We start from the raw sequence: 18680 nt of genomic DNA, 5'->3' as shown, positions 1-18680 counted from the left end.
TTAGTGGGCCTCTCGCTCGCCGGGAGCCGTCGTAGCGAACTCGGCGGCTTCGGGGTGATTCAGATCGAACGCAGGACGCTCGCTGCGGATGCGCGGGATCGACGTGAAGTTGTGTCGCGGCGGCGGGCAGGAGGTCGCCCACTCGAGCGATCCGCCGTAGCCCCACGGGTCGTTGACCGTGACCTTCGGAGCCTTGCGCGCCGTGATCCAGACGTTCAGGAAGAAGGGCAGCATCGAGGCGCCGAGGATGATCGCACCGATCGTCGAGACCTGGTTCTGCCAGGTCCAGCCGTCCGCCTCCGAGTAGTCGGCGTAACGACGCACCATGCCGTCAACGCCCAGCCAGTGCTGGATGAGGAAGGTCATGTGGAAGCCGATGAACAGCAGCCAGAAGTGCACGTAGCCGAGGCGCTCGTTCAGCATGCGTCCGGTCCACTTCGGCCACCAGAAGTAGAAGCCGGCGAACATGGCGAACACCACGGTTCCGAACACCACGTAGTGGAAGTGAGCGACGACGAAGTACGAGTCGGAGAGGGCGAAGTCCAGCGGCGGTGCTGCCAGGATGACGCCGGTCAGACCACCGAAGACGAAGGACACGAGGAAGCCGAGGGAGAAGACCATCGGAGTCTCGAATGTCACGGACCCTCGCCAGAGCGTGCCGATCCAGTTGAAGATCTTCACACCCGTCGGCACGGCGATCAGCATGGTCATCAGCGCGAAGAACGGAAGCAGGACCGAGCCCGTCACGTACATGTGGTGAGCCCACACCGCGACCGAGAGCGCCGCGATGGCGATCGTCGCGTAGACGAGGGTCTTGTATCCGAAGATCGGCTTGCGGCTGAAGACCGGGAAGATCTCGGAGACGATGCCGAAGAACGGCAGCGCGATGATGTACACCTCAGGGTGACCGAAGAACCAGAACAGGTGCTGCCAGAGCAGGACACCACCGTTGGCCGGGTCGTAGATGTGAGCGCCCAGGATGCGGTCTGCCGCTGCAGCGAAGATCGCGGCTGCGAGAACGGGGAACGCCATCAGGATGAGCAGGCTCGTGATCAGCGTGTTCCACGAGAAGATCGGCATGCGCCACATCGTCATGCCGGGCGCACGCATCGTGATGATCGTCGTGATGAAGTTCACGGCACCGAGGATCGTTCCGAAACCGGAGATGCCGAGGCCGACCATCCACAGGTTTCCACCCGCCCCCGGCGAGAAGGATGCTCCTGCCAGCGGCTGATAGGCGAACCATCCGAAGGAGGCCGCGCCCTGCGGGGTGAGGAAGCCGGCGACCGCGATGGTGGAGCCGAAGAGGAAGAGCCAGAACGCGAAGGCGTTCAGACGCGGGAAGGCGACGTCGGGAGCACCGATCTGCAGCGGCAGGATGGCGTTGGCGAAGCCGGCGAACAGCGGCGTCGCGAACATCAGCAGCATGATCGTGCCGTGCATCGTGAACAGCTGGTTGTACTGCTCCTTCGTCGGGATGATCTGCATGCCCGGCGCGAACAGTTCGGCACGGATGACGAGTGCCATCACGCCGCCGAGCAGGAAGAACATCACCGAGGCGATCAGGTACATGTACCCGATGGTCTTGTGGTCCGTGGAGGTGATCCACTTGACGACGATGTTGCCCTTCTGCTCCACACGCGAGGAGCTCATCAGAGCAGCCTGGCGTGCAGGCAGGGTGTTAGGACGCGAGCGGGGAGACTCGTCGGTACGGGGAGCTTCTGTGGTCGACATGGCTTACTCCCCTCCTTCCTCGGTGTCGGTCTTCGGGGTCGTCCCCGGGAGGTTCGAGAGACGGTCGTAGGCGCCGGTGATGTCACCGGTGTTGCCCTGCTCCTCGAGCGACGCGAGGTAGGAGTCGTACTCGCTCTGCGAGACGACCTTCACGTTGAAGAGCATCATCGAGTGGTACTCGCCGCAGAGCTCGGCGCACTTACCGGCGTACTCGCCCTCTCGCGTCGGGATGAACGACCAGGAGTTGTCCTTCCCGATGAACATGTCCTTCTTGTAGAGGAAGTCGATGATCCAGAAGGAGTGGATGACGTCACGGGACTGAAGGTTGATCGTCACCTTCTTGTCGACGGGCAGCACCAGCGTCGGCAGCTGCGCCTGGTCGATGTTGCCGTCCTTGTCGGGCTGGGCCTGGATGCCCATGGTCCACACGGCGTCGGAGTTGTCCTTCTCGTCGCCGTCGTACTGGAAGTCCCACGCCCACTGCTTCGCGATCGCGGTGACCTCGACGTCGGGCTGGTCCCACTTGGCTTCGATCTCGGTCTGATCACGAGCGGTGAAGAAGAACATTCCCAGCACGAGGATGAGCGGCACGATCGTGTAGAAGATCTCGATCGGCATGTTGTAGCGCATCTGCACCGGAAGACCGGTCTGGCCCTTGCGGCGGCGGTAGGCGATCGCAGCCCAGGCCATCAGGCCCCAGGTGATGATGCCGACGGCGAGAAGCACGATCCAGGAGTTCACCCAGAGCGAGGAGACGCGCTCGGTCTGGTTGGTGGCTGCGGGGCCACCCTCCACGAAGCCCGGAAGAAAGCCGTTCAGCTCGGTGGGAGAGCATCCCGCCAGGGCCAAGGCTGCCGCAACTCCCACAGGGAGGGCGGCCCAACGAAGGCTGCGTTTCGAGGGCACGATGCACCTTTCAGATCGCGAACAGAGCACACCCAAGTCTAGGGCAACCTCACACCTGATTCATGCCATCCACGCAGGTTCCGGAACCAGAACGGCCGCCGTCACCAGTGGTGACGACGGCCGAGTCGGCGAAGCGAGGGTCAGTGGAAGCTGTCGCCACAGGCGCAGCTGCCCGCTGCGTTGGGGTTGTCGATCGTGAACCCCTGCTCGGAGATGGTGTCCTTGAAGTCGATCGCCGCTCCGTCGAGGTACGGGACGCTCATGTTGTCGATGATGACCTCGACGCCGTCGAAGTCGACGGTCTCGTCGCCCTCGAGGTAGCGCTCGTCGAAGTAGAGCTGGTAGATCAGCCCCGAACACCCGCCCGGCTGCACCGCGACGCGCAGACGCAGGTCATCGCGGCCTTCCTGCTCGAGGAGGTTCTTCACCTTCGTGGCGGCAGCGTCGGTCAGGGTGACGCCGTGTGCGCGGGTGGTCTCTGGGGAGAGTGTGGTGTCGCTCATGTCGCTCCTTGTGACGGGCCGCAGGTGCACGGCTTCTCGGACGATTCTACCGCCGCAGATGCGGGGAGGCTCAGAGTTCTGCGGCATTCATGCGAGCGAGCAGCAGCGCCTCGGTCGCGACCGCGTGGCGGAAGGTGTCGAGGTGCAGCGACTCATTCGGGCTGTGCGCGCGCGAATGCGGGTCCTCGACACCAGTGACGAGGATCTGTGCAGCGGGGAATTCCCGCACCAGGTCGGCGATGAACGGGATCGATCCACCCACGCCCAGGTCCACCGGAGGCACCCCGTACCCGTCGCGCATCGCGTCCCGGGTCAGCGCGACCGCCCAGCCGCTGGTGTCCACGAGGAAACCGTCGCCGAGGTCGACATCCGAGAAGGTGAGCTCGGCACCGAACGGTGCGTGTGCGCGGAGGTGGCGCTCCAAGGCCTCGTATGCCTCCTGGCCGCTCTGGCCAGGAGCCACGCGAGCGCTGATCACGACGGTGACCTCGGGGAGCAGCGTATTGGAGGCTGCCGCCACGCTGGTGGCGTCGATCCCGATCACCGTGACCGACGGCTTGTTCCAGATCCGGCTGAGGATGCTGCCGTCCCCGATGGGAGTGGTGCCGGGAAGGAGTCCCGCCTCGTCCCGCAGCGTCGCCTCGGTGTAGTCGGGAGTGGGGGCGTCGCGCTCGGTCATCCCCTCGACCGCCACCGAGCCGTCGGCGTTCCACAGCGTGGACAGCAGCGTGACGGTCGCCATCATCGCGTCGGGTACGGCGCCGCCGAACATTCCGGAGTGCGAGGCGTGGTCCAGGGTGCGCACGCGCATCGTGAACCGGGCGTTGCCGCGGAGGGAGACGGTGAGACCGGGAGTCACGGAGTCCCAGTTGCCCGAGTCGGCCACGACGATGGCGTCGGCGCGGAGAGCATCCTTGTTGTCGGAGAGGAACTGGGCGAACGAACGGGACCCGTACTCCTCCTCCCCTTCGATGAACATCGCGATGCCGAGGTCGAGGTCATCGCCGAGCACCTCGCTCACCGCGCGGATCGAGGCGATATGCGACATGATGCCGGCCTTGTCGTCGGCCGCACCGCGCCCGTAGAGACGCCCGTCGCGCACCGTCGGCTCGAACGGCGGGGTCTCCCAGAGGGCATCGTCTCCCGGAGGCTGCACGTCGTGGTGCGCGTACAGAAGGATCGTGGGCTTGCCGTTGCGGGCCGCGCGCGTGGCGAGGACGGCCGGCTGCCCCTGCTCGTCGGTGCCGGGAATCGCGGCGCGGAGGACGCGCACCTCGTCGAAGACTCCGGTGCCCGACGCCAGCGCGGCCACGGCTTCCGCGCTGCGCTCCAGCTGGGTCTGATCGAACGCGGGCCAGGCCATCCCCGGAATGCGCACGAGGTGGCCGAGGTCCGACAGCGCTGACGGGATCCCGGTCGCCACCGCCTCGAGGACGGCGGCATCGGACTCACGGGGAGGAACAGGAGAGGTCATGCGAGTAATCTTAAGGTGATCCCCCGCCGGCGAACCGAGGAACTCCGTGTCCACTACCCCTACCTCCCCTTCCACGAACGACGACACCCCCGAGACGACTGCCGTCGGCAAGGGGCGCGCGACGCCGACCCGTGCGGAGCAGGAGGCAGCTCGTCGCCGCCCCCTGGTCGCCAACACCAAGGAGGCGAAGGCGGCCGCGAAGGCGGAGCTCAACGAGCGTCGCGCACGAGCGCAGGCCGGCATGGCCGCCGGCGAGGAGAAGTACCTCCCGGTCCGCGACAAGGGCCCGCAGCGCCGCTGGGTCCGCGACTACGTGGATGCGGGCTGGCACCCGGCCGAGTTCGTGATGGGAGTGATGGTCCTGGTCATCCTCGCCTCGCTGGTGCCGGCGAACACGGTCATCTCGTTCTACGCATACATCGTGATGATGGGTTACCTCGTCATCGCGATCGGCGGCATGATCCTGCTCGGCATGCGCGTCAAGCGCAAGGCCGCGGCGAAGTTCGGCAAGGAGCGTCTCGAGCGCGGTCTGGGCTGGTACGCCGCGATGCGCGCCCTGCAGATGCGATTCATGCGTCTGCCGAAGCCGCAGGTCAAGCGCGGCCAGTACCCCGACTGATCAGTCCCCTGTTGATCTCCCGGCCCCAGAACGGGCCGCGGTACAGGAAAGCGGTGTAGCCCTGCACGAGGGTCGCACCGGCCGCAAGGCGCTCCTGCACGTCGGATGGCGTCTCCACTCCCCCGACGGCGATCACGCAGAAGTCGGCGGGAACGGCTTCGCGCACGACGCGAAGGACTTCGAGCGAGCGCTTCTTCAGCGGTGCACCTGACAGTCCTCCCGCGCCTGCAGCCTCGACCGTCGCGGGATCCGTGAGCAGACCGTCTCGGCTGATGGTGGTGTTGTGCGCGATGATTCCCGCGAGTCCCTCAGCGACGGCCATCTGGGCGATCGCCGTGATCTCCTCGTCGGAAAGATCCGGTGCGATCTTGACGAGCAGCGGGGTCGCGCCGGAAGCCTCTCGAACGGCGCGCAGCAGCGGAGCCAGCGTCTCCACCGCTTGCAGTCCTCGCAGACCCGGAGTGTTCGGCGACGACACGTTCACGGCCAGGTAGTCGGCGAGCGGAGCGAGCCGCGTCGCCGAGGCCACGTAGTCCGCTGTCGCATCCTCGACCTCGACCACGCGGCTCTTGCCGATGTTGACCCCGATGATCGTGTCAGGCGCGCCGCGCCGCAGACGAGCGAGCCTGCGCGCCGCCGCATCCGCTCCGGCGTTGTTGAAGCCCATCCGATTGATCACGGCGCGATCCGCGATGAGACGGAACAGCCGCGGCTTCGGGTTCCCCTCCTGCGCGATCGCGGTCACGGTGCCGACTTCCACATGTCCGAAGCCGAGAGCGGCGAGTCCTCGCACGCCGACCGCGTTCTTGTCGAAGCCCGCGGCGACGCCGAACGGCGAGGGGAAGGTGAGACCGAGCGCCTCGACGCGCAGCGACGGGTCAGGGCGCGTGATCGCGCGCGTGGCCCACGAGAACGGAGGCACACCGAGCACGCGGATCACCGCCATACCGGCGTGGTGGGCGAACTCGGGATCGAAGCGCGAGAGGACAGCGCGGAAGAGCAGCGGATACATCCCTGCCAGATTACCGCTCCTCGGACTCCCGCTTCGTGTGGTCGGCGCGCAGATCTGTGATCGCGGCCTCGAAATCCTCGAGCGAATCGAAGGCCTGGTAGACACTGGCGAAGCGCAGGAACGCGACCTCATCGAGGTCACGCAGCGGACCGAGGATGGCGAGACCGATCTCGTTGGTGTCGAGCTGCGACACCCCTGTCTGTCGGACGGCCTCCTCCACGCGCTGTGCGAGCACCGCGAGGTCGCCCTCCGTCACCGGGCGCCCTTGGCAGGCCTTCCGCACACCCGTGATGACCTTCTCCCGACTGAACGGCTCCATCACACCGGAACGCTTGATCACGTTGAGACTCGCGGTCTCGGTCGTCGTGAAACGGCCGCCGCACTCCGGGCACTGTCGACGACGCCTGATCGAGAGCCCGTCGTCGCTCGTGCGTGAATCGATGACGCGGGAGTCGGGGTGTCGACAGAAGGGGCAGTGCATCTGACCGATCCTACGCGGTGAAACGGGCCTCGATCGCTTCACCGTGCGCGGGAAGCACCTCGGTGTCGGCGAGGGCGACGACCCCGGCGCGCACGGCCGCCAGCGCAGCCCTGTCGTAGGAGATCACCTGCTGCGGTCGAAGGAAGGTGTACGAGCCGAGCCCGGGAGCATAGCGAGCCTGTCCCCCGGTCGGCAGCACGTGATTGCTGCCAGCCATGTAGTCACCGAGGCTCACCGGCGTCTGGTCGCCGACGAAGACGGCTCCGGCGCTGGTGAAGTCGGCGGCCGCCTCTCCGGCATCCACGAGGTGCAGTTCGAGGTGCTCCGGCGCATAGGCGTTGCTGAACGCCGTGGCCATGGCCCTGTCATCGACGAGGACGATGGCGGACTGAGGCCCCGACAGCGCGGCGGCGACGCGTTCGCTGTGCCGGGTGATCGCGGCGATCCGCTGCACCTCGACGGCGACCTGTTCTGCGAGCTCGGCCGCGTCGGTGACAAGCACGGCGGACGCCTGCTCATCGTGCTCGGCCTGGCTCACGAGGTCGGCGGCGATGAGACGCGGATCCGCGTGTGCATCGGCGACCACGAGGATCTCCGTCGCCCCGGCTTCCGAGTCCGTGCCGACGACACCGGCGACGGCACGTTTGGCCGACGCGACATAGTTGTTGCCCGGCCCGGACACGACATCGACCGGATCGAGGCCGAGCGACGGCACGCCGTACGCCAGGGCGCCGATCGCGCCGGCGCCGCCCATCGCGTACACCTCGGTCACACCCAGCAGCGCTGCTGCCGCGAGGATGGTCGGGTGAATTCTTCCACCCTGATCTGCCTGCGGCGGCGAAGCCAGGGCGATCTCCTGGACGCCGGCGACCTGCGCGGGGACGACGTTCATGATCACGCTCGACGGGTAGACGGCCTTGCCGCCGGGAATGTACACGCCCACACGGTGGACCGGTTGCCAGCGCTGCGTGATGACAGCTCCCTCGCCGATCCTGGTGACCTGTGTGGCGGGGACCTGCGCGGCGGAGGCGAGACGGACTCGGCGGATGGCCTCCTCGAGCGCACTGCGCACCTCGGGAGCGAGTTCCGCGAGAGCCGTGGTGATGTGCTCGGCGGGCACGCGCACGGCGTGGTCCGTGACCGCGTCGAAACGCTCGGCCTGCTCGCGAAGAGCGGCCTCGCCGCGGTCACGCACGTCCTCGACGATGCGTGCGGCGGTGTCGAGTGCTTCGGCGCGTGCCTGGGTCGCCCGGGGTACTGCGGCGAGCATGCCTGCGGGCGAGAGCTCGCGCCCTCGCAGATCGATGGTGCGCATTTCAGCCCTTCGTGATGTCGGAGATGTCGTGGAGGTAGCCGATCCGTCCGTCGTCATGTCGGACGACGAACGCACCCCCACGGTCCTCGATCACGAGAGCCCAGGCGTTCGGACCGATACGGAAAAGCGGTTCGCCCCGCTCGTCGTGGACGTCGCGCTCAGAGGGCGCGAGGATCCAGAACGGCTGTGCCACGGCGGCGTTCTCACGCGGGTTCGTCGCCTCGAGATCGGCATCGGTCACGCCCTCGAGCAGCAGCGGCGCAGGCTCTTCCTCGACCGCGCCCGTCTCGTAGGTCGCGGCCGTCTCCAGCAGGGACTCGATGCTTCCGGTGTCCGAGACGATCTCCGGCTCCTGTCCACGCGAACGGCGCGAATAGGCCGGCACATACTCCTCGTCGGTGCTCGCCTGCTCGGTGCCGATGCCGCCGCCCGAGGCGTGCGCCGTCAGCGGCACCTGTGCAGCCAGGTCGAAACGAGCGATCTCGTCGGTCGCCTGCTGACCCGATGCCTCGTCGTCGAGCGCAACGACGAGAGGGGACGCTGAACCGTCCGCGATGACGTCTGTCGGGCTCTCGGCGTGTGCCTCGGGCGCGGCGGAGGATGCCGCCGAGGCGGATGTGTCGACGGATTCTTCGGAGGCTTCCGGGACCGGCACGGGTTCGGGACGCGGTCTCGCGATGACGGGGCGCACCGGATTCGCATTGCGGTGGGCGAGAGTCACCAGGCGACCGTGGAAGTCTTCCTTCAATCCCGGGATGATCGGGGCGAAGACCGTGAGGACGACGAGAGCCAGGGAGGTGATGACCATGGCCACCCCGTTCCACGGGAGGCTCCAGTTCCCGGTGGACACCACAGCGGAGATCGCCAGCCAGAGGCTGCCGGCCCAGACCGTCGCCGACACGGAGAAGGCGACCGAGGCGAACTGATCGATGCCGAGCGAACCGACCCGGCGGATGCCCTCAGGCGAGAATCGGCGCAGCACCAGCAGGAAGACGGCGACCGTCGGGAGGGCGACCGGGAGCACCCATTGGATGCCGACACTCCACAGCGAGAGGTCGCCGATCAGCGGGAAGAACGAGAACACGAACGACAGCAGCCAGACGCCGACGATGAGAAGCTCCCGCAGAGTGAATCCGAGGATGCCGAACTCAGGGGTGACCTCTTCGTCGTACAGGACACCGTCATCGTCGCCGAAAACCTCGTCCTCGGGTTCTGCTTCGGGGAGATCCGTGCTCATGCGTGGTCCTTTCGTCACAGGGCTCGACGGGGTGATTCGTCGTGCTGCCGACGGCTCACGATCCTACCCCGCTCACCCGAGGCAGGTGGGTCCGAGCAGTGACTTGAGGTCACCGAACAGATCCGCGGACACCTTGACCGGCATGGGCACTTCGAAGACCTTCGCCGTGCCGCCACGGTGCACGCGAAGCAGTACCTCGGTGTCGCCGTTGTGTCGTCGCAGCACTTCCGCGAGCTCCATCATCACGCGCTCGGTTGCTCTCTGCTCGGCCAGGACCAATGCCAGAGGGCCGGCAGCATCGAAGGAGCCCACATCGGGTGCGAATGCGGACTGCGCATGGAGGTTGAGCCCGTCGTCGCGCCGGGACACCCGCCCGCGGACAGCGAGGATCGCGTCCTGCTGCAGCGTGTGCTGGAACTCGGTGTAGGTCTTCCCCATGAACATCACGGTGACCTCGCCGTTGAAGTCCTCGACGGTGATCATGCCGTAGGGGTTTCCACTCGCCTTGGCGACACGATGCTGCACGCTGGTCACGAGGCCTGCCACCGTCACCTGGTCGCCATCCTGCAGGTCTTCGGAGTTGTTGAGGTCATGGATCGAGATCGATGCGTGCTTCGCGAGCGGGACCTCGAGCCCCGCCAGAGGGTGGTCCGACACATAGAGGCCGAGCATCTCGCGCTCGAAGGCGAGTTTGTCCTTCTTGACCCACTCGGGACGCGCGGGGACCTTCGCCGGGGCCGCCTCGTCCATGCCGTCATAGAGACTGTCGAAGTCGAATCCGATCGCGCCCTGTGCTTCGTTGCGCTTGCGGTCGACTGCGGCCTCCACCGCATCTTCGTGCACCTCCATGAGCGCGCGACGAGAGTCGCCCATCGAATCGAAGGCGCCGGCCTTGATCAGCGATTCGATGGTGCGCTTGTTCGACACGTGCAGCGGCACTTTGTCGAGGAAGTGATGGAACGACGTGAAGCGCTCATCCTTGCGGGCCTGCACGATGCCTTCGACGACGTTGCTGCCGACGTTGCGCACGGCACCCAGGCCGAAGCGGATGTCGTCGCCGACGGCGGCGAAGAAGTTGATCGAGTCCGACACATCCGGCGGGAGCACCTTGATGCCCATGCGGCGGCACTCGTTCAGGTACAGCGCCATCTTGTCCTTGGAGTCGCCGACGCTGGTGAGCAGCGCTGCCATGTACTCGGCGGGATAGTGCGCCTTGAGGTAGGCCGTCCAATACGACACGAGGCCGTATGCGGCGGAGTGCGCTTTGTTGAAGGCGTAGTCCGAGAACGGCAGCAGGATGTCCCACAGCGCCTTGATGGCCGCCTCACCGAAGCCTCGCTCGGTCATGCCGCCCGCGAAGCCCTCGTACTGCTTATCGAGCTCGGACTTCTTCTTCTTGCCCATCGCGCGGCGCAGGATGTCTGCCTGTCCGAGGCTGAACCCGGCGACCGCCTGGGCGATCGCCATGACCTGCTCCTGGTAGATGATGAGCCCGTAGGACTCCTCCAGGATCTCGGCGAGCGGCGCTTCCAGCTCGGGGTGGATCGGGGTGATCTCCTGCACCCCGTTCTTACGCAGCGCGTAGTTCGTGTGCGAGTTGGCACCCATGGGGCCTGGTCGATACAGGGCGATGAGTGCCGAGATGTCACCGAAGTTGTCAGGCTTCATCAGACGCATGAGCGAACGCAGTGGCGGGCTGTCGAGCTGGAAGACGCCCAGGGTGTCACCACGGGCGAGCAGCTGATACACGCCGGGGTCGTCGAGGCCGAGGTGTTCGAGATCGAGCTCTTCGCCACGGTTCGTGCGGATGTTGTCGAGGGCATCCGAGATGATCGTGAGGTTGCGGAGCCCCAGGAAGTCCATCTTGATCAGGCCGAGAGATTCGCACGACGGGTAGTCGAACTGCGTGACGATCTGCCCGTCCTGCTCGCGTCGCATGATCGGGATGATGTCGAGCAGCGGATCCGACGACATGATCACGCCGGCGGCATGCACGCCCCACTGGCGTTTCAGACCCTCGAGCCCCAGCGCGCGGTCGAAGACCGTCTTCGCCTCGGGATCGGTATCGATCAGCGTGCGGAACTCGCTCGCCTCCTTGTACCGGGGGTGTGCCGAGTCGAACATGCCGTCGAGGGGCATGTCCTTGCCCATCACGGGCGGCGGCATCGCCTTCGTGAGCCGCTCCCCCATGCTGAACGGGAAGCCGAGCACACGACCGGCATCCTTCAACGCCTGCTTTGACTTGATCGTTCCGTACGTGACGATCTGCGCGACGCGCTCGGATCCGTACTTCTCCGTGACGTAGTCGATGACCTCGCCGCGGCGCCGGTCATCGAAGTCGACGTCGAAGTCGGGCATGGAGACACGGTCGGGGTTGAGGAAGCGCTCGAAGATGAGTCCGTGCTCGAGCGGGTCCAGGTCGGTGATCTTCATCGCGTAAGCGACCATCGAGCCGGCACCGGAGCCACGACCCGGCCCCACGCGGATGCCGTTGTCCTTCGCCCAGTTGATGAAGTCGGCGACGACGAGGAAGTACCCGGGGAAGCCCATCTGCAGGATGATGCCGGTCTCGTACTCGGCCTGCTTGCGCACCTTGTCGGGGATGCCGCCGGGATACCGGTAGTGCAGGCCCGCCTCGACCTCCTTGATGAGCCAGCTGTCCTCGGTCTCGCCGTCGGGAACCGGGAAGCGCGGCATGTAGTTGGCCGACGTGTTGAACTCGACCTCGCAGCGCTCGGCGATCAGCAGCGTGTTGTCGCAGGCCTCGGGGTGGTCGCGGAACAGCTGGCGCATCTCGGCCGCGGTCTTGATGTAGTACCCGTCGCCGTCGAACTTGAACCGGTTCGGGTCGTCCATCGTCGAGCCCGACTGCACGCACAGGAGTGCCTCGTGCGCGTCGGCCTCGTGCTGATGCGTGTAGTGCGAGTCGTTGGTGGCGACCAACGGGATGTTGAGGTCTTTCGAGAGCCGCAGCAGATCGGTCATCACGCGCCGCTCGATCGACAGCCCGTGGTCCATGATCTCGGCGAAGTAGTTCTCCTTGCCGAAGATGTCCTGGAACTCCGCCGCTGCCGCCCGCGCCGCGTCGTACTGGCCCAGCCGGAGCCTCGTCTGCACCTCACCCGACGGGCACCCCGTCGTCGCGATGATCCCCTTGCCATAGGTCTGGAGCAGCTCGCGGTCCATGCGGGGCTTGAAGTAGTAGCCCTCCATACTCGACCGGGAACTGATGCGGAAGAGGTTGTGCATGCCCTCGGTGCTCTGGCTCCACATGGTCATGTGGGTGTAGGCGCCGGAGCCCGAGACGTCGTCGCTCTTCTGGTCGGGCGAGCCCCACTGCACACGCGTCTTGTCGCTGCGGTGCGTGCCGGGGGTCATGTATGCCTCAAGCCCGATGATCGGCTTGATGCCCGCGTTGCGCGCCGCGTTGTAGAACTCGAAAGCCGCGAAGGTGTTGCCGTGATCGGTCACCGCGATGGCCGGCATCTTGTAGTCGGCGGCCGCCTGGGTCATCGCATTGATCTTCGCCGCACCGTCGAGCATCGAGTACTCGCTGTGCACGTGCAGGTGGACGAAAGAGTCGGATGCCATGCCTTCGATTCTACGGCGGGGCCCCGACACCGGAGGTCGGTGGCGGGGCCGTCCTGCCGCGTCAGCGTTCCTGCGGAGCGGAGTCCACGACAGTCGTGCGCACAGTGGTGGTGGAGTCGAGAGTGTCCCCCGCTGGCCCCCCGGTTCCGTAGTTCTCCGAGATCGAGGAGACCAACCCCTGGACGGTGTCGATCGCGATAGTCGTCGTCCGGTGACCGGGGACGACGTACCGCAGCGTCGCTGTCGAGCCATCGTCTGCCAGCACTTCGAATCCCGGGATCAGGGCGATCGCGAGGAAGAACGTCGAACGCAGGTCCGCCGGCATCAGATTGATCGCCGACGGGTCGGACAGACTCGCAACGAGCCAGCGGTCCGCGTCTTCGCCCGTCATCCCCGACTGCCCGCGGAGCCAGTCGAGCAATTCCTGTGGCTCGCGGGGCATTTCCGCGTAGAAGGGGCGGTAGCGGTCCGCCAGGTACGGCATCGGAGGTTCGTCTCCCCCGATGGCGAGGTACTCTCCGGCCGGGAGTGTCTCGATCGTGCCATGTTCGATCACCTGGGAACCGGGCCAGGCGGACCAATCTCGCGCCGCCTCCGGTCCCCGTTCCCCGAAGGACTCGACGACCTCGGAGTGACCCCAGTCGTAGAACCAGTCGCCATCCCGGTCCGCCGGGATGTACAGCACCCGAGTATCGCGCACCAGCACGGCGGCGTCGCTCCCCTCTCGAGAGGCGTTGAACGAGAGCGTGTTCTCGTCGTCGTCATCTGCCCACTCGGCCTTCCAGAACTGCAGGTGCTCACCGACGGTCTCGATCCGCAGATACTCACCCGGAACGAGAGTCGTGTCCTGCGCGTCGAAAGTCACCGCGGAGGCGCGCTCCAGCACCTCGGCCGCCGCAGCATCGGGCGTGACCGTCGGCGCGAGAACCGAACCGGCCACGATCGCGAACGCAGCCGCTACGGCCACGAGACCCCCGATACCGAGGCCGGCCCAAGCCCGCCGTCGGACACGATGCGCGAGTTCTGACGCCACGCTCGAGCCCTCATTCGCCAGCGCCGTCGGAGCGGAACCGCCAGCCTTCCGGGACGCGTCGATACCCACCAGGAGCCTGGCACGAGCCCCGGTGATCCGCTCCTCCGTCAGGCCAGCCCCCCGGTTGACCTCACGCACGCGCTCGAAGACGTCCATCGGCTTCTCCTTCCTTCTCGTTCGCGAGTCGTTCCTGACCGCTCCCACGACTTGGATTCAATCGCGTCCGCACTCGGTTGATGCGCGATCGGACGGTCCCCACCGGGACCCCGAGAGCGATGGCGATCTCTTCATAGGTGAGATCCCCCCAGGCATACAGCAGCATGGTCTCGCGATCTTTGGCAGAGAGCGACGCGATCATCGGAGCCAGTTCGCGGGTGGAGATCTCGGCGTCGAGGCGGGCGACCGTCACGTCGAGGTCCCCGTGCGAGATGTGCTCTTCTCTCGCGGCTGCCGCCGCGCTCGATCGCAGATGCTTGGCCTCTCGGGTCCGGTGCTTCTTGATCAGACGGGACGCGATCCCGTACAGCCACGGAAGCGCCGACTCCCACGCGGTGTCGAACGACTTGCGTCGTGCGAATGCGACCAGGAACGTCTCACTGAGGATGTCCTCGCCCGCGTCGGGACCAAGACGGCGAGCGGCATAGCCGCCCACCGTCCTGGCGTGCCGATCGAACAGCTCGGCGAAGGCGCGGGGTTGACCGAGCGACCGCTGAATGATCTCGCTGTCTGTGCTCACACTATTTATTGCCCCGGAGGGCGAGGAGAGTTCGAAACCCGTCACGGCAGACTGTCGACCACGCTCATCTCGAAGGTCATCCGGGAGTCGGGAACATCGCTCGGGATCGTCCCCTCGCCCACTTCGCTGGTGTCCGTGGTTTCCGTCACGAGCCCTGTCGCCATGTCGATCGTCATCGTGGACCGCCGTAGCGACCTCTCCCCGACCTCGGAGAAGGCGAGATGCGAGTCGAAGGTGACGGTGCGTCGTCCGTCATGCTCCACCCCCACCGTCGACCCCGGGAGCGTGCTCAGCGCGCGATACATCGCAGCACGCATCTCCGGGTCACCGACGTTCTGCGACAGCAGACCGATGAGCAGCCACCCGACCTTCCCCTCAGCCCAATCCTGCGTATCGGGGCCCAGGTAGTCGTCAATCCACACGACCATGGCGGCCGGATCCCGCGGCAGCGATTCGAAGAACCACAGAACGTCTTCGGCGCCGCTCTCGGGAAGATATGGAGCATCCGACGGGAACAGCGTGACCGCCGGCCCGTATGCCTGCATCCCCGCATCCTGCCCTGCACGCCCCTGCGCCTGGTCTCCGTAGACGCCGCCCGCAACCGGAGATCCCCACTCCTGGTACCACTGGGAGCGAAGGTCGGCAGGGGCATAGTCGGCGCCACTGCGACTGATCACCCATCCACTCGACGCTGTCGCACGCGAGGCACCGTAGCCGGGCATTCCTGGCACGCCGAGTTCAGGGTCGAACAGGCCCAACGTAGAGGTCGTCCACGCTCGTCGCAGATACTGTCCAGGAGCGAGCACAGGAGGAGTGAAGCCGGCAGCCGCATTCGCCGCCCCGAGCAGGACCTCAGGCCCCGTCATCGGTGTGGGGGCAGGCGACGGAACCGGGCTCGGCACGAGCACCGGCCCCGGCACGCGCGTCGGCACGGCCTCCACTGTCGGCGCCGGAGCCGTGATGCTGCTCACCACGAGCACTCCCGCGGTGACCGCAGCCGCTGCGCCGAGGGCACCGGCGGCGATGAACCACGGCCGCCGCGCCGCCCGCGAGGACGCGGGCTCGCGTTGTCTCTGGATCTCCATCAGGAGGAGCGCACGCGCCGCGGCGAGATTCTCCTCCTCGCCCTCGATCGCGGGCCTGGTGTGCTGAACCTTCTCAAATACGTCCAAGGGTCTCTCCCTTCTGCTGCAGCTGCTCGAATGCCTGAATCCTCCGGGCGGAGTCCAATCGTCTGCGAACCCGGTTAAGGCGCGATCGCACGGTTCCGACGGGAACCCCGAGTGCCGCCGCCACCTCGTCGTAGCTCATCCCCTGCCAGGCGTAGAGCAGCAGGGTCTCGCGGTCCTTCGGCGCGAGGGCCGCGATACGCGCTTTCAGCGTCTCGACCTCGCGCTCGGCATCGACACGCGTCAAGGCATCCTCCAGACCTCCGAGCGATGAGTGCTCATGCTGAGAGATGGATGCGGCGAAGGACCTCCACTGCCTGGCTTCCACCGCGCGGTGCCGGCGGATAAGGCGCGAGGCGATGCCGAGAAGCCACGGACCCGCCGACTCGACGTCCGTGTCGAAGTCGGCGCGTCTGCGGAACGCGACGAGGAACGTCTCGCTCAAGACGTCCTCGGCCGCATGCCGACCTATCCGATATGTCGCGAACGCATTGACCGCGCGCGCATGTCTGTCGAAGAGCTCGGCGAACGCCGCCGGCTGCTGGAGAGATCGCTGGATGATCTCGCTGTCTGTGGTCACGCTATGTATTGGCCGTGCGCCGTCGATCGGTTCACGCTTTCTTCGACGACATCGTGGAGGCGCCCAGATCGAGCCTCATCAATACCCGGGGGAACCCGTCGAGGACCGACCCCGTATCCGCCGCCTTCACGAAGCCTGCGCTCTCGAAAAGCGCGCGCGTACCTACGTAGGCCATGGTCGGGTTCACCTTCTCCCCACCGTTGTCGACCGGATACCCCTCGATGGCGGACGCACCGCGCTCCCTCGCGTACGCGACGGCGCCGTCGATCAATGCGTGGGAGATGCCCTGCTTGCGGTACCCCGGGCGCACGCGGAAGCACCACAGCGACCACACATCGAGATCATCGATGTGCGGGATCAGCCGATTTCGACCGAAGCTCGTCTCCCGTCGGGGATGCACGGCGGCCCACCCGACCGGTTCGTCGTCGAGATACGCGACCACGCCGGGCGGAGGGTCCTGATGGCACAGCTCGCGCACGCGGTCGGCGCGAGCGCTCCCCTTCAGCGCCACGTTCTCTTTGCTGCCGATGCGATAGCTGAGGCAGAAGCAGACATTCGATGACGGGTTCTTCGGCCCGACGAGCGTGGCGACGTCGTCGAACACCGTCGCCGGTCGAACCTCGATGCTCATGCGCCCAGTGTTGCGCACATCACGGACATCGTGTCGGCGCAGCGCGGTCTACTCGCCTCGAAGCACATCCAATGCGTGGCGGAAGTCCTCGGGGTACGGGGATTCGAACTGCACCCAGTCCCCCGTCGTCGGGTGGGCGAAGGCGAGCTGGTGCGCGTGCAGCCATTGACGGGTGAGCCCTAGCCGCGCCGACATCGTCGGGTCGGCTCCGTAGAGCGGGTCGCCGACGCAGGGGTGACGGTGCGCCGCCATGTGCACGCGGATCTGGTGGGTGCGTCCTGTCTCGAGGTGGATCTCGAGCAGCGAAGCGCCGGGAAAAGCCTCCAGCGTCTCGTAGTGCGTGACCGAGGGTTTGCCTTCAGGGACCACCGCGAACTTCCAGGAGTGATTCGGGTGACGTCCGATGGGTGCATCGATCGTCCCCGCGAGCGGGTCGGGATGCCCCTGGACGACTGCGTGGTAGATCTTCTCGACGGTGCGGTCCTTGAAGGCCTGCTTCAAGACGGTGTACGCGTGCTCGGACTTCGCCACGACCATCAGACCGCTGGTGCCGACATCGAGTCGGTGCACGACACCCTGACGTTCCTGGGCACCGCTGGTTGCGACGCGGAAGCCTGCGGCGGCCAGAGCGCCGACGACCGTGGGACCTTCCCATCCGACTGACGGATGGGCGGCGACGCCCGTCGGCTTGTCGACCACGATGATGTCGTCGTCGTCGTAGACGATGCCGAGTTCGGGCACCGCGATGGGAACGATCTTCGGCGCCTCCTTCGGCTGCCACTCGATGTCGAGCCAGCCGCCACCGCGTAGACGGTCCGACTTGTCGAGCGTCACGCCGTCGAGCCTGACTCCGCCGGCCGCGGCGACGTCAGCGGCGAAGGTGCGGGAGAACCCCATCAGCTTCGCCAGCGCCGCGTCGACGCGCGCACCGTCCAAACCGTCGGGGACGGGAAGCGACCGCGACTCCACGGTCAGCGCCCTTCGGGTGCGGGAGTCGCACCCTCCGAAGGCGCATCGTCATCGGACGCACGCAGCGGCACGGAATCGCCTGCGTCGACCATCTCGTCGTCGGTCTCGGTTCCCGTGACAGCGGCCGCGGCAGCCGCCTCGGCTTCTGCCTCGGTCTCGACGATCTCGTGATCGCGCTCCCGCGTGCCGTCGAAACGGAGGCCGAAGACGACCAGCAAAGCCACGGAGATCATGCCCGTGACGATGAAGATGTCGGCGACGTTGAAGATCGCCGGCATCATCCACGGCATCGAGATCATGTCGACCACATGCCCCACCGGGAAGCCGGGCTCACGGAGGAGACGGTCGCTCAGATTGCCGAGCACCCCGCCCAGAAGACAGCCGAGGACGACCGCCCACAGCCGCGACTTGAGTCCGAACGCCTTCCAGACGATCACGCAGGCCACGACGGCGAGGGCGATCGTGAAGATCCAGGTGACCTCGGACCCGAGGGAGAACGCCGCTCCGGGATTGCGGACGTAGTACAGCTGAAGGAACTCCCCCAGGACCGGAACCGGCTCCTGATACGGAAGGTTCTCGATCGTGAGGTGCTTCACAAACTGATCGGCGGCCAGTACGAGCGCTGCGAGAATCGCAACGACCGCACCGGCCGCCGACCGACGAAGGGGACGGCGTCCTGACAAGAGGGCG

Annotated in this window: 17 protein-coding genes; 1 reads left to right on the top strand and 16 read right to left on the bottom strand. The window is 66.4% G+C overall.

The window, feature by feature from the left end; translation table 11 throughout:
* The 4 genes from ctaD to ASD13_RS06780 all read right to left on the bottom strand — a co-directional run bounded on the left by ctaD (window position 1) and on the right by ASD13_RS06780 (window position 4617).
* Window positions 1-1734, bottom strand: coding sequence for an aa3-type cytochrome oxidase subunit I (gene ctaD / locus ASD13_RS06795; RefSeq protein WP_017830249.1), 1734 nt, complete (start codon window positions 1732-1734; stop codon window positions 1-3).
* 3 nt (window positions 1735-1737) lie between these two features.
* Window positions 1738-2640, bottom strand: coding sequence for an aa3-type cytochrome oxidase subunit II (gene ctaC / locus ASD13_RS06790; RefSeq protein ID WP_055867399.1), 903 nt, complete (start codon window positions 2638-2640; stop codon window positions 1738-1740).
* Between the two features lie 140 nt (window positions 2641-2780).
* Window positions 2781-3143: an iron-sulfur cluster insertion protein ErpA gene (gene erpA / locus ASD13_RS06785; RefSeq protein ID WP_017830247.1), complete on the bottom strand. Its 363-nt coding sequence runs from the start codon at window positions 3141-3143 to the stop codon at window positions 2781-2783.
* Window positions 3144-3213: 70 nt separating this feature from the next.
* Window positions 3214-4617, bottom strand: coding sequence for a dipeptidase (locus tag ASD13_RS06780; RefSeq protein ID WP_055867396.1), 1404 nt, complete (start codon window positions 4615-4617; stop codon window positions 3214-3216).
* A 46-nt stretch (window positions 4618-4663) separates the two neighbouring features.
* On the opposite strand from ASD13_RS06780, the gene ASD13_RS06775 reads away from it, so the two are divergent.
* On the top strand, window positions 4664-5236 hold the full coding sequence (locus ASD13_RS06775) for a DUF3043 domain-containing protein (protein WP_017830245.1): 573 nt from the start codon (window positions 4664-4666) through the stop codon (window positions 5234-5236).
* Here ASD13_RS06775 and ASD13_RS06770 read toward each other — a convergent pair.
* The 12 genes from ASD13_RS06770 to lspA all read right to left on the bottom strand — a co-directional run bounded on the left by ASD13_RS06770 (window position 5211) and on the right by lspA (window position 18673).
* Window positions 5211-6248, bottom strand: a complete 1038-nt coding sequence (locus ASD13_RS06770) for a quinone-dependent dihydroorotate dehydrogenase (protein ID WP_055867392.1) — start codon at window positions 6246-6248, stop codon at window positions 5211-5213. The genes ASD13_RS06775 and ASD13_RS06770 overlap by 26 nt on opposite strands.
* A gap of 10 nt (window positions 6249-6258) precedes the next feature.
* Complete coding sequence (nrdR, locus tag ASD13_RS06765; protein ID WP_017830243.1) at window positions 6259-6729, bottom strand: transcriptional regulator NrdR; 471 nt, start codon at window positions 6727-6729, stop codon at window positions 6259-6261.
* Between the two features lie 10 nt (window positions 6730-6739).
* A complete protein-coding gene (hisD, locus tag ASD13_RS06760; protein ID WP_055867390.1) occupies window positions 6740-8044 on the bottom strand; it encodes a histidinol dehydrogenase in 1305 nt (434 codons plus the stop codon).
* Between the two features lies 1 nt (window position 8045).
* Window positions 8046-9281, bottom strand: coding sequence for a hypothetical protein (locus tag ASD13_RS06755; RefSeq protein ID WP_055867386.1), 1236 nt, complete (start codon window positions 9279-9281; stop codon window positions 8046-8048).
* Between the two features lie 72 nt (window positions 9282-9353).
* Entirely contained in the window at window positions 9354-12872 is a 3519-nt protein-coding gene (gene dnaE, locus ASD13_RS06750; protein ID WP_055867383.1) for a DNA polymerase III subunit alpha, read from the bottom strand.
* 61 nt (window positions 12873-12933) lie between these two features.
* Window positions 12934-14061 carry a hypothetical protein gene (locus ASD13_RS06745; RefSeq protein WP_055867380.1) on the bottom strand — a complete coding sequence of 376 codons (1128 nt, stop codon included), beginning with the start codon at window positions 14059-14061 and terminating at the stop codon, window positions 12934-12936.
* Window positions 14036-14641: an RNA polymerase sigma factor gene (locus ASD13_RS06740; RefSeq protein ID WP_055867377.1), complete on the bottom strand. Its 606-nt coding sequence runs from the start codon at window positions 14639-14641 to the stop codon at window positions 14036-14038. Before ASD13_RS06740 ends, ASD13_RS06745 begins: the two co-directional genes overlap by 26 nt.
* A 41-nt stretch (window positions 14642-14682) precedes the next feature.
* Window positions 14683-15813, bottom strand: coding sequence for a hypothetical protein (locus ASD13_RS17370; protein ID WP_157535603.1), 1131 nt, complete (start codon window positions 15811-15813; stop codon window positions 14683-14685).
* Window positions 15800-16390 (bottom strand): RNA polymerase sigma factor, encoded by a 591-nt coding sequence (locus ASD13_RS06725; RefSeq protein ID WP_055867365.1) that lies wholly within the window; start codon window positions 16388-16390, stop codon window positions 15800-15802. Before ASD13_RS06725 ends, ASD13_RS17370 begins: the two co-directional genes overlap by 14 nt.
* A 31-nt stretch (window positions 16391-16421) precedes the next feature.
* The gene (locus ASD13_RS06720) at window positions 16422-17021 is read right to left on the bottom strand and encodes a GNAT family N-acetyltransferase (RefSeq protein ID WP_055867362.1); all 600 of its coding nucleotides are present in this window, start codon (window positions 17019-17021) and stop codon (window positions 16422-16424) included.
* Window positions 17022-17069: 48 nt separating this feature from the next.
* Window positions 17070-17990, bottom strand: a complete 921-nt coding sequence (locus tag ASD13_RS06715) for an RluA family pseudouridine synthase (protein ID WP_055867358.1) — start codon at window positions 17988-17990, stop codon at window positions 17070-17072.
* A gap of 2 nt (window positions 17991-17992) precedes the next feature.
* Window positions 17993-18673: a signal peptidase II gene (gene lspA / locus ASD13_RS06710; RefSeq protein ID WP_235562485.1), complete on the bottom strand. Its 681-nt coding sequence runs from the start codon at window positions 18671-18673 to the stop codon at window positions 17993-17995.
* Window positions 18674-18680 lie beyond the last annotated feature (7 nt).

The sequence above is a fragment of the Microbacterium sp. Root1433D1 genome (assembly GCF_001426835.1).
GTDB classification, from domain to species: domain Bacteria; phylum Actinomycetota; class Actinomycetes; order Actinomycetales; family Microbacteriaceae; genus Microbacterium; species Microbacterium maritypicum.
Note: the sequence above shows the minus strand (reverse complement) of the source record. Positions and strands in the feature narration are given on the sequence as shown.

Excerpts from the sequence above, each read along its gene's own strand:
- ASD13_RS06745 (WP_055867380.1), bottom strand. The coding sequence starts at position 14,061 with ATGGACGTCTTCGAGCGCGTGCGTGAGGTCAACCGGGGGGCTGGCCTG.
- ctaD (WP_017830249.1), bottom strand. The coding sequence starts at position 1,734 with ATGTCGACCACAGAAGCTCCCCGTACCGACGAGTCTCCCCGCTCGCGT.
- ASD13_RS06720 (WP_055867362.1), bottom strand. The coding sequence starts at position 17,021 with ATGAGCATCGAGGTTCGACCGGCGACGGTGTTCGACGACGTCGCCACG.
- hisD (WP_055867390.1), bottom strand. The coding sequence starts at position 8,044 with ATGCGCACCATCGATCTGCGAGGGCGCGAGCTCTCGCCCGCAGGCATG.
- ASD13_RS06770 (WP_055867392.1), bottom strand. The coding sequence starts at position 6,248 with ATGTATCCGCTGCTCTTCCGCGCTGTCCTCTCGCGCTTCGATCCCGAG.
- ASD13_RS06780 (WP_055867396.1), bottom strand. The coding sequence starts at position 4,617 with ATGACCTCTCCTGTTCCTCCCCGTGAGTCCGATGCCGCCGTCCTCGAG.
- ASD13_RS06755 (WP_055867386.1), bottom strand. The coding sequence starts at position 9,281 with ATGAGCACGGATCTCCCCGAAGCAGAACCCGAGGACGAGGTTTTCGGC.
- dnaE (WP_055867383.1), bottom strand. The coding sequence starts at position 12,872 with ATGGCATCCGACTCTTTCGTCCACCTGCACGTGCACAGCGAGTACTCG.
- erpA (WP_017830247.1), bottom strand. The coding sequence starts at position 3,143 with ATGAGCGACACCACACTCTCCCCAGAGACCACCCGCGCACACGGCGTC.
- nrdR (WP_017830243.1), bottom strand. The coding sequence starts at position 6,729 with ATGCACTGCCCCTTCTGTCGACACCCCGACTCCCGCGTCATCGATTCA.